This is a genomic window from Coleofasciculus sp. FACHB-712 (genome assembly GCF_014695635.1).
In the GTDB taxonomy this organism is placed as follows: domain Bacteria; phylum Cyanobacteriota; class Cyanobacteriia; order Cyanobacteriales; family FACHB-T130; genus FACHB-T130.
In genome coordinates this window covers 1-11,662 of record NZ_JACJOQ010000614.1, presented here as the reverse complement: position 1 = coordinate 11,662, position 11,662 = coordinate 1, and the positions used below count along the sequence as shown (strand labels likewise).

Below are 11,662 nucleotides of genomic sequence, written 5' to 3'. Positions count from 1 at the left end.
ACAAGTAAGCCGGAAATTAACCAAAATACAGTCGAATATACCATTTCTGAAAGTTTATGCATTGCCCTAGCCTTGCCCTCCATTGGTTGCCACACAGCTAACTCATGAGGAATCGTTGTTTGGCAGGAATTGCCTTTTTGCCTAAGCTTATAATCGGGTAGTATCGTCGCCGCACTTCGCCTCGTATATTTCAATTTTAAGGGTACGGCAATCAGGTACCCCTACTTTTTGGTTGAGTTGTAAATTGAGAAGTCAGACTTTGACGTACAATACTTCCCGATTCCAAGCTGATTCTGCTTGTCAGAGCGATCGCTCGTTCTCGATCGAAGATGATGTAGACAAGCTGAAGCTTTCATGCCATTTGTTCGCACTCTTGGGCGTCGTGCCCATCCTGCGAGAAAACTACTATCTTATGGCATGAGTGATTATTGTTGATGGATTTGTATTAAAACCTAATTTAGTTGCTAGCAGCGATCGCAACTTTTGAGAGGATGGGGGATCGTAATCTCGATCGGCGTTGAGGTGGTAGACACGTCCCCATCCCCTAGAATCTATTTAACTTTGTACAACTTAACTTTGTACAACGCCAGAATTTTAGGCTTTTACTGCCAGTGGTAACACCTGATTGAGTTTGCCACTGCGGTAGCCTTCTAAATCGAGGGTGACGTAAATAAAGCCGAATTCTTGAAAGGCGGAAACCAGGGTGGATAAATCGGTGGTAAGAACAAATTCTTTAATTTGTTCTGACGGTAACTCGATTCTGGCGGTATCACCTTCGGAACGAACGCGGAGATTTTTTAATCCTAATTTACGCAGATAGATTTCTGCGCGTCCGACTCGTTGCAGTTTGCTGACGGTGATTTCTTCGCCGTAGGGGAAGCGGGAACTTAGGCAAGGTTGGGCGGGTTTATCCCACCAGGAAAGTCCGAGGTGTTGAGAAAGTTGGCGGACTTCAGCTTTGGTAATGCCTAATTCTGCTAAAGGCGATCGCGCACCCCTCTCTTTTGCCGCTTGAATTCCCGGACGATAATCCCCCAAATCGTCGGCGTTCACGCCATCTACAACATAGGGATAACCCAGTTGAAGTGCCAGGGGTTTAAGGTTGTCGTGAAGTTCGCTTTTACAAAAATAGCAGCGGTTGACAGGATTCGAGGTGTAATTAGGATTGTCCATTTCGTGCGTCTTTATCACTTGATGGGCAATTCCAATCGCGGCTGCTTGGATTTGGGCGTCTTCGAGTTCTTCCGGGAGGAGGGAGGGAGAAACGGCGGTAACGGCTAAAGCGCGATCGCCCAAAACGTCGTAAGCTATCTTGGCAACCAAGGTACTATCGACGCCCCCAGAATAGGCAATTAATGCCCGATCCATTTCTGCAAAGAGGGTTTTTAGTTGCTCAAGTTTCTGCTTTATCATGGTTTGTTTAAAATCGAATCACAGAGGACGCAAAGGTGCTTCAGGTGCTTCAGGCGCTTCCGGTGCAGAGGAGATGGGGAGAAGTTTTTCATCCTTCCCTCAGTCCTCAGTCCTAAGTCCTCAGCACTCTCCAAATGGTGCAGAGGAGATGGGGAGAAGTTTTTCATCCTTCCCTCAGTCCTCAGTCCTAAGTCCTCAGCACTCTCCAGATCGTAACGAATTTCAAGCTTTATTCAATTCGTCTGGTGGCTGGATCGGTAAGTGTAAAGTAAAGCAGCTGCCTTGTCCCAGTTCTGAATCTACGGTGATATTGCCGCCATGAAGGAATGCCAGTTTGCGGGATAAAGCTAAGCCGAGACCCGTTCCTTCATATTGACGATTTAAACCACTATCTATCTGTAGGAACGGTTCAAAGAGGGTGGCATGATTGGCTTTGGCGATGCCAATTCCGGTGTCAATCACTGAAAATAAGATAGTGTCTGCGGTTTTTTCCACTTTTAGCGTAACTGAGCCAACGTGTGTAAATTTCACCGCATTAGAGAGCAGATTGACTAAAATCTGCCTCAAGCGGTGATGGTCGCCTACGCAGGTGGTGATGCCTGGGGAAATCTCTACAATTAATTGCAATTCTTTCTTTTGCGCCTGTTCGCGCACGGCGGAAACGGACGCCTGACAAACTTCCTCCACTAACAGGATTTCTAGGCTGAATTCTTCTCGACCGGCATCAATCAGGGATAAATCTAAAAGGTCGTTAATCAATTCCAATAAATGTTCGCCGCCGGATGTAATCAAAGTAAGATATTCTTGCTGTTTGTCATTGAGCGATCCGACAATTTGATCGACTAGCAGGCGAGAAAGCCCCAAAATGCTAGTTAGAGGGGTTCGCAGTTCGTGGCTCATCGTAGCGATAAATTCGCTTTTGGCACGATTCGCGGCTTCTGAGAGTTGTTTTTCTTGCTCTAATTGTTGGGTACGTTCTTTGACAAGTTGCTCGCTTGCTTCATAGCTTTGGGCATTGTAAAGCGCGATCGCCACTTGGTCAGCAATTCTTTCGAGAAGGTGAATTTCGTCTTCGGTGAAAGTTCGGTAACGGGTTGTGGATTGTAACGAAATGCCACCAAAAATCTGACCGCGAATAAAAATTGGCACTCTTACCATAGACAGGATTTGTAGCTGCCGAATTTGCTCTTCGCGGTTGGGAGAAGAGGCGATGTCTGCAATTTTGGGGGCATGAAAAACTTGATGAACCGAATAGTTAGAGGAAGGAGCTAATACATCGGGGTTTTCCGATCTAGGAAATTTGAGGTTCAAGACGGAAACCACTTGTTCGCTGACTCGCCATTCTTTGAGAATCTTAATTTCCTCTGGTTCTAAGGCAAAGATAGCGACTCGATCAACGCCGAAGAACTCTCCAGTTAGATTCACAATTTCCTGCAAAATATATTGTGGATCGAGGCTGGAATTTAAGCTCTGACAGATATTATTTAACAATCGCTCCCGCGTTGCTTGTTGTTGAACTTGAGCGAACAGCTGCGCTTGGTGGATGGCGATCGCGCATTGATCCGCGATCGCACTTACCAAAGCGATTTCATCTTCTGTCCATTGCCGTTCGCTAACACATTGATGCAGGCTAATCCCCCCCACTAAGGATTGCTGATACAACATCGGCATCGTCAGCATGGAGCAAACTTCATACTCTCTGGCTAATTCTTGCAGTTTGAGTGGGATGCGGTCGTCAATTTGGTTGAATATCAGCGGCTCACCTTGAGCAAGGGAGGAATGGTAATAGGAATAGAAGTCGCAATAGACGCCAATCAGGCTCTGCCTTTGAGGGGTAGATTCGCTAGCAAGGCAAGCCTGCATTTGTTGATTGGGATCGGGCAGAAAAATTAGACACCGACTGAGGTTGAGCGCTTCGTGCAGCAAATTGACGGTGGTTTGCAGCACTTCCTCCAGAACCAGCGTTTCTCGCATTGCTTGCACAATGCGGTTGATAATTGCCTCTCGCTGAGCTTGCTGCTGAATTTTGACAATGCGATCGCGCTCGATTCGGTGTTGTTCAAATTCGTGGAGCGATCGCATCAAAATCTCTGGCAGATGTTTCATCTGTTCTGAGCCAACATCGGCGATTTCAGCTTCCGGCGCGATCGCTATCAAAGGAATAAACTGCCCGGATTGTTGGACTAACTCTAATGCTTCTAAGGAGCTTGGGACATCTGTGAGGGGGTGAGAAGGGGAATTTTCTAGTTTTCCCTGCCTCCCAGCCTTCCTATCTGTCATTGAGCTAGCATCCCCGCTCCCCTGGACTGACAACACTGCATCGTAGGTGTTTTGCTGCAATTGTTCTCGACAAGCGGCAGATGTAGCGGCAATTTCGTAAGTAAAATCAATGTCCGCTTCCCGCAGTGGATTTGTAATCAGCCCGACATCCGCGCTTGAAGCTATCACGATCAAGAGGCGGAGGGCATCTGGGGACGGAGCTTGTTGCAGTTGTGGCATCACGAGGCGAAGTACGAGCTGGAAACAAGGAGTAACGGACGAAGGATTAGGGACGGGTTTGCTTCTTTTACTTTCGCGCTTCTTCTAGCTAGTTTGTATCGCGAGGCAGCTCAAAACTCACGTCGCGAAAAAATTATGATAGCGATCGCTAAGAGGAGGACGGTATACACCAAACCATACAAAGCATCGGTTAGGAGCGCCGAGGAAGAAGGCAAAAGACCATAAACCGCCTGATTTTTGAGGTCTAGCCGAGATAAATCTGGCAGTACCACATATAAAGCATTTACGATCCGTTCGATGTCTACATTCCGACTTAATTTTCCCAGCTCTACTAAATCTCGGCTGGAATGTCCCATCAAATACACTGCAAATGTAAACAAGGTCGCTAACAGCGAACTTGTAAAGACGCCAAACATCAACGCGACAGCAGTCAGTAAAGATAGCTTAAAAAACAAGTACAGCGCCGAAATCAGAATGCTACCTAGCGGGTAAGAAATCTTACTTAAACTGAGGATGCCAAGATAAATTGCCGTCATCGCTGCGATCGAGACGCCTAAAACGGCTGATAGCCCCAGATGTTTGCCAATAATAAATTCGGCGCGACTGAGCGGTTTGGGAATTAACACTAAGACAGTGCGCTTTTCGATTTCTTTATTAATCAATCCAGTCCCGACAAATACAGCAACAATGGTTCCCAGTACATCCATTGCTGCTAATCCAACATCTTTAAGAATTTTATCTTCTGTTGTTGCTGCCACTTCCGGCAACAGCCGCCACGCCACCACCATTAACAGCGCAAACAAACCGATGATATAGAGAACGCGATCGCGGATGACTTCCCGAAACCCATTCACTGCGATCGCCCAAATTCTCTTTAAACTCTCGATCGCTGCCCGAAACACATTTATTTTCCTCGATTTTACTGTGCTTAAACTCATCGTCCTTCTAAATCATCATTGATGATTTCTCTCAACGATTTATATTTTATCCTTGGCACGAATAAAAAATAACTCTTTTGTTACTAATAGTTAATTCTTTATGCGATCAACTATCTTCCACGAGCAGCCACTTCCTAGCTCTATTGATAAGTTTTAGAGAGAGTCTTCATCATTCATAGCTTTTTAGTTCGCTGATAGGCTGACAATTGACTTGTGCAACCGCAATATTTTGTGCTGCTGTCTGGCTAGGCGTCGTCCTTGCTCCAGTTACTATTGGTTGATAGCTTTGAGTAATTTGACAGTTTTTTTCCACATAATATGCTTCGGTTTGCGAACGAGGACCTTGCCAAATTGCGCGTAATTGTAAATTGTATCCTGAGTTAATCGAACCAATATTATAGGTATAACGCCACCAAAAATCTTCTTCCACAAGCGGAATTTTTTTTGCGGCTTCTGCCCGAATTGCTTCTATACGCGGTTGTGGTTCTAGCAGCCATCGCTCCACTTCCGACCAAGGTTTATTTTCTAATTCTTGTACGATCAAGGGTTCCATAAATTCTAAAATAACCGTACCTCTAAGAGTCCTTGTTGATTGAGATGCTGACTGGGATACCATTGTGGTTTTCCCAAAATGATCCGACAGCAAGGTAGGATATTGTTCTAACCAATCTTGACTAATAAAATAAAATTGAATCCAGCAGCTAATTACCATATTGCTGCCAATCAAAATAACACTTTTTTGACGAAATTGCAGCGCCGGTACTTTTAATCTAAATCTTTCATCAAAAAAGGTTGGAAACACAGCAATTACTGATGAAAGCGTAGGCCAAACTATTAAAGCAATCGGTGGGATACTCCCAGTCCAATCGCCAAATAAAAACATACAGATTAAGGCACCCGTAATCCAAGAACCAATCGGAATACCCCAAATTTTTATTGGATTCTCTGTTGTAGCCCAGCTCACTCCAATAATTAAAAATAACCAACCGCAATGAGTGATAATATCATGTACTAAGTCAGTTGCAAAAAATGACATCACCCAAGAAAAGAAACTGAGATAAATAAACGTTTTCCAGGAATAAGCACGGGAAGGAGCTAGGGATTTCCATAATACTTTAAAAGTATTAATTAAGTATTTGAAAATAAAAAAATCAAGAATCGATGCCATATTCTTTGTAAGTCTTTATTAAGTTAATCCTAACTTGATAAATTGGTCGTAACTAAAATTTAAATTCATCTATCAAAAGATGATTAACTCAAAAAATGTTTGTAGTTTAACTAAATTGAGTCCGAATAAATAGAAGCAACACGAATCCCCCAAAACTGTAGATATTAGCCTGAAAAATAGTATTAGTTAAAAGAGGGTTGGAATTAAAAGTAAGAAGTCGAAAATCTTGTAGGTTGAACTTTTCTTGGTTTTGTCTTTCCCCATAAGACGGTGTTTCAAGTAACATTTGTAAAAGTTCTAATCCTTTCAGTTTAACGATAAAGGTGGCAAAGAAGACAACAAAGCCACTTAAGATTAGTTCTGTTACAATATTGGACGACTGAGCAAATGGAAAGAATCGATCAAAAAAGATATAACTGATTAACTGAGATTTCAGTGACCGGGGAAGCCAAGGATGTACGTAAAAGAAAACTACCCAACCCAAAATTGTTGAAAATAAATTAATCGAAATGGCATAGTCAATGCTTCTTCTTTGGCTAAGATTTAATTGTCGGTATAAAATGAATGATTCAATCGCAATTCCAACCAACAGCAATAAAAATTGAAATAAAATCGTTTGAAGCGGGAAAACATTTGCAAGCATAAGGTTGTCTCTCTGAAACCTGTTTAATTAAGTTTAGACGTAAATTTTGATGTTGTTGATGGCAGCTTGCTTTTTAATTCTATTATCCTGCAAACTTGGGAATATCAAGGAACCTTTTATGTAAAGAAAGCATATTTGGAATACTCCTAAATTAAGTAGAGGGGTGGGTAGTTTAGCGCGAGAAATAACTCAGTAGAAGAGAAAAAAGAACTGATAACTGAATGATGGACAATTGACTCCCTATCCCCTACTACCTATTTCGAGTCTCAACTTTAGCTTTTGTGGAACGGCTACTCTTGATTCTTTTCACTTTACCCTTCTAAGCTGCTATTGTTAACAGTTTGTGACAGCTAAGATTCATGAGAATTATGAGTAGAATGGGGATCGGCATTCGCACGGCTCAAGTGCGTTCTGAGCGTCTCGTCGGTCAGATTCATGTTTACGATGGGGCGGGGAAGGGAAAGTCCCAGGCAGCGCTGGGCGTGGTGTTACGCTCAATTGGGCTGGGAATTAATACTGATTTAGCAACGAGAGTGCTGCTGTTGCGGTTTCTCAAAGGACCGGGACGCTCCTACGATGAAGATGGGGCGATCGCTGCCTTGCAACAGGGCTTCCCTCACTTGATTGACCAAGTTCGCACAGGGCGGTCAGAATTTTTTGGTGCGGAGGAAATAACGCGCTTTGACCGACAGGAGGCGCAGCGCGGTTGGGATGTGGCAAAAGGCGCGATCGCCTCTGACCTCTATTCTGTCCTAGTTCTGGACGAACTGAACCCGTTACTGGACTTGGGTTTGTTGCCAGTGGAGGAAGTGGTTCGGACGCTCAAGCATAAACCGCAGGAGTTGGAAGTAATTGTTACAGGTCGGGCTGCCCCCCAACAACTGCTAGAAATTGCGGATTTGCACTCTGAGATGAAGCCGCACCACCCGATTACCGAAGGTAGGGACGGGGTTTCCCTGCCTTTACAGGGGATAGAAATTTACACGGGTGCTGGTAAAGGCAAGTCTACTAGCGCATTGGGTAAAGCATTGCAGGCGATTGGGCGCGGGATTAGTCAGGATCAGTCGCACCGAGTGTTGATTATGCAGTGGCTCAAAGGTGGGACTGGATATACTGAGGATGCCGCGATCGCAGCTTTGCAACAAAGTTACCCAAACTTAGTCGATCATCAGCGCTGCGGACAGGATGCGATTGTCTGGCGCGGACAACAGCAAGAACTAGACTATGTGGAAGCTGAACGCGGTTGGGAAATTGCTAGGGCAGCGATCGCGTCTGGGCTTTATAAGACAATTATCTTGGACGAACTCAATCCCACAGTTGACTTAGAACTGCTGGATCAACAACCAATCGTAGACGCACTGCTACGCAAACCCCGCGACACGGAAGTGATTATCACGGGGCGCTGTCTAAATCGTCCGGCGTATTTTGACCTTGCCAGCGTCCATTCAGAGATGATTTGCCATAAGCATTACGCTGACAGAGGGGTGGACTTGAAGCGTGGCGTAGATTTTTAGAGTTTCAGCGATCGATCGATACAAATGTAACCTGCTCCCGGCAGGTTTCGTTTGTGTGCTTGCTGTCGCTGTACGGTTTCAACCGCCCGCCCGGAGCATGATGTGAGGCAAATCTCTAGGAGGAATTGTATAAAGAAGTTCACCAATGCAACTATCCATAGGAGTATTCTAGAAAAGAAAATAATTTAGTTAGCACTCGCATGACTTTCGGCAACGAGAGTTAACACCTCCGGAGTCTTCCCATGTTCGTACCCATTTCCCTAGTCATCACGGCATACAACCGGGAACTTTATCTTGCTGCCACGATTGAAAGTATTCTGGCGCAGACTAGGCAAGACTTTGAGCTACTGGTGTGGGATGACGGTTCTACAGATAGAACTGTAGAAATTGCCCGTGAATACGAAGCCCGCGATCGCAGAGTTCGGGTAGTTGCAGCAGAACATCAAGGACGAGTCAGCGCCTTGCAAGCAGCGATCGCGCAAACCACCGGCACCTACATCGGTTTGGTAGATAGTGACGATTTGCTTGCGCCCACAGCAGTGCAAGAGACAGCAGCTGTGCTAGAGGTGAACCCGGAGGTAGGTTTTGTCTACACCGACTACATCGACATCGACCAAAGCGGCAAAGTCATCGACTACGGGAAGCGCTGTCGCATCCCCTACTCCAAAGAGCGGCTTTTGCTCGATTTTATGACCTTTCACTTCCGGTTGATGCGTCGCAGTTTCTTCGACCAAGTGGGGGGAATCGAAGAGTCCTTCGACTACGTTGAAGACTACGATCTGTGCCTGAAGCTGTCAGAAGTTGCCGAAGTACGGCATATCAACAAGCCACTTTACTACTATCGTTGCCATCAGGCGAGTGACTCGCACACCTATACCAAGCAACAGGCGAAAAACGCCTGCAAAGCGATCGCACGGGCACTGCAAAGGAGAGGATTAAGCGATCGCTTCTCTGTAAAACTGTACATCCTCAGCCATTTTCCCTTCAACTCCAAAGTCCTATTAGTTCGCAAAAAGCAATCAATCCTCGATTACCAATTCTCAATTATTAATTCTCGATTACCGATTGCTAAAAACATCGCCTCTTGCCTTCTCGCCCTCACCTGTAGCCTTTCTCCAACTTTTGCCCAAGCACAATCAATTACCACCGCACCTGACGGCACCAACACCAATGTCACCACCTCTGGCAATCAATTCAATATTACTGGTGGAAAACTTTCAGCCGATGGAGGAAATCTTTTCCACAGCTTCAACGAATTTGGCTTAGAACAAAATCAAATTGCCAACTTTCTTTCTAACCCATCTATCCACAATATTTTGGGTCGCGTCACGAGTGGCAACCCTTCTATTATTAACGGACTTATCCAAGTTTCCGGCAGCAACTCCACCAACTTATACTTGATGAACCCGGCTGGCATTGTGTTTGGTTCGGGTGCCACTTTGAACGTACCAGGAAGCTTCACCGCCACCACCGCCACCGGAATAGGGATTGGTGACAATTGGTTCAATGCCTTCGATCCTAATAACTACGCCAACTTGGTAGGCACGCCCAATCTCTTTGCCTTTACCACATCTCAGCCGGGTAGCATTATCAACGCTGGGAATTTAACGGTGGGAGAGGGAAAAAATCTCACTCTTATCGGCGGAACTGTCGTCAACACCGGAGAACTCAAAGCACCAACAGGTAATATCACCGTAGCCGCCGTCCCAGGCAAGAAGACGGTACAGATTTCGCAAGCAGGAAACGTGCTGAGTTTAGAAATTCAGCCCTCTGTCTTACCTTCCAGCTTTAATGCCCAGTTATCAAATCCTCCCTCACTGCCGCAATTACTCTCCGGTGGAGGTGTCGCCAATGCCACCAAAATGACCGTCAACAGTGCGGGACAAGTGGTGCTAAGCGGATCGGGTATTACCATTCCCACAGAACCGGGAACTGCAATTGTCTCCGGGAAGCTGGATACCTCTAACACTCAAGTTGGTATTGGCGGCGCAGTAGCTGTACTAGGTAATCAAGTTGGTTTAGTCGAGAACGCCAGTGTGAATGCCTCCGGAGATGCAGGCGGCGGTCAAGTATTGATTGGCGGAGATTATCTGGGGAAAGGTAGCGTACCCAATGCTGCTTTCACCTTTGTCGGCGCAGATGTGACACTCAATGCCGATGCCATTACTAATGGCAATGGCGGTAAAGTCATTGTCTGGTCAGATCAAGCCACTCGTACCTATGGCACCATTAGTGCCCGTGGCGGCGCACAAGGCGGTAACGGCGGATTTATCGAAACTTCCGGCAAAGTTTACCTGGATGTCACCAAAGCAGCGGATGCCAGCGCCCCCAAAGGTCTTCCCGGCACTTGGCTGCTCGATCCTCGTAACGTTATAATTGCCGCAGCTCCAACCAGTAACGGTATTTTTAGTGGAGGATTTCCTGAAAATATTTTCACTCCCACTGGTGATGAGGCAGTAGTTGATAAGGCAACTATTGAGAGTTCGCTGAATGGAGGAACTAACGTCACTATCACGACGGGAACTACAGGTAGTCAGGATGGTAACATTACTCTACTGCCGGGGGTAAATATTGGTGCAGGATATTCTTTTGGCACTGTCACTCTCACCCTGGAAGCAGCCAATAACATTACCCTCAATGGCTCAATCACCGGCACTGGTTTTGGGCTGAATCTAGTGCTTCAGGGTCAAGGTGGTGCGGGAAGTCGAGCCAACAATGTAACAATTAATGCTCCCATTAATACGGGTCGCGGTAACTTCAGTAGCCTGAGCAACACTTTCAACAGTAGCGCGACTACCATTACCACCCAAGGCGGGAATATCAACATTGATGCTACTGGCAACATTACTACAGGCATCCTCAACGCCAGTTCTACTTTTTTTAATGGTGGAAATATTGACCTGATAACGAGTGCAGGTGGCAAAATCGCAATTGGAGGCGATCTCAATTCCTCTGGCGGTGCTTATGGTTCCGGATCTGCTATCACCCTCACTGGCGATGTCTTGCTCAGTAACAACGCCACATTCACCACAATCGGTGGTACTGGTTATGGTTATGGTTCTGGTTATGGGGACGGTAACATCGAAATCACCGGAACGGTCAATGGCACGGGTGCAGGCGGTCAAAATCTGACGCTGAATGCAGACACGGGTAACATTACATTTGGGAACGCTGTCGGCAATATTACACCTATTGGAAATTTGAGTGTCAATAGTGCCTCCAATCTCACCCTGAACGGCAACGTTACCACAACCAGCGGCAGCACCATCAGTTTCAATACCCCTGTGACGCTGAGTAACAATGCAACCCTAACCGCAGACGAGATTAACTTTAATGGGGCAGTCAGCGGTGCGGGATACCAAATTGGACTGGCACCCGCAACAGCATCGAAAAATATTCAGGTTGGGAATGCGACTCCTGTAACCGATAGTTTGAATCTGACCGCCGCAAAGTTGGGACAATTGCAAGATGGCTTTAGCTCTATTAC

The 11,662-nt window shown here is 45.9% G+C and carries 9 protein-coding genes; 3 read left to right on the top strand and 6 right to left on the bottom strand.

What is annotated here, in order from left to right; genetic code table 11:
• Positions 1–194: hypothetical protein (locus H6F50_RS26795; protein WP_206754846.1), on the bottom strand; the 194-nt coding region annotated here is incomplete at its 3' end.
• Between the two features lie 65 nt (positions 195–259).
• On the opposite strand from H6F50_RS26795, the gene H6F50_RS22595 reads away from it, so the two are divergent.
• Positions 260–421, top strand: a complete 162-nt coding sequence (locus tag H6F50_RS22595) for a hypothetical protein (RefSeq protein ID WP_190430434.1) — start codon at positions 260–262, stop codon at positions 419–421.
• A 173-nt stretch (positions 422–594) separates the two neighbouring features.
• Here the strand turns inward: H6F50_RS22595 and larE are convergent, their stop codons facing one another.
• The 5 genes from larE to fraC form a co-directional block, all read right to left on the bottom strand.
• Complete coding sequence (gene larE, locus H6F50_RS22590; RefSeq protein WP_190430433.1) at positions 595–1,413, bottom strand: ATP-dependent sacrificial sulfur transferase LarE; 819 nt, start codon at positions 1,411–1,413, stop codon at positions 595–597.
• A 222-nt stretch (positions 1,414–1,635) separates the two neighbouring features.
• A complete protein-coding gene (locus H6F50_RS22585) occupies positions 1,636–3,912 on the bottom strand; it encodes a GAF domain-containing protein (RefSeq protein WP_190430432.1) in 2,277 nt (758 codons plus the stop codon).
• A gap of 110 nt (positions 3,913–4,022) precedes the next feature.
• Positions 4,023–4,814 (bottom strand): ABC transporter permease, encoded by a 792-nt coding sequence (locus H6F50_RS22580; RefSeq protein ID WP_347275854.1) that lies wholly within the window; start codon positions 4,812–4,814, stop codon positions 4,023–4,025.
• Between the two features lie 205 nt (positions 4,815–5,019).
• Entirely contained in the window at positions 5,020–6,018 is a 999-nt protein-coding gene (locus tag H6F50_RS22575) for a DUF5357 family protein (protein ID WP_190430430.1), read from the bottom strand.
• Between the two features lie 106 nt (positions 6,019–6,124).
• A complete protein-coding gene (gene fraC, locus H6F50_RS22570) occupies positions 6,125–6,661 on the bottom strand; it encodes a filament integrity protein FraC (protein ID WP_190430429.1) in 537 nt (178 codons plus the stop codon).
• 368 nt (positions 6,662–7,029) lie between these two features.
• Between fraC and H6F50_RS22565 the strand changes: the two genes are divergently transcribed.
• Entirely contained in the window at positions 7,030–8,175 is a 1,146-nt protein-coding gene (locus H6F50_RS22565; RefSeq protein ID WP_190413257.1) for a cob(I)yrinic acid a,c-diamide adenosyltransferase, read from the top strand.
• Between the two features lie 242 nt (positions 8,176–8,417).
• Positions 8,418–11,662 (top strand): glycosyltransferase (locus H6F50_RS22560; protein WP_190430428.1); only part of this gene is annotated, 3,245 nt, incomplete at its 3' end.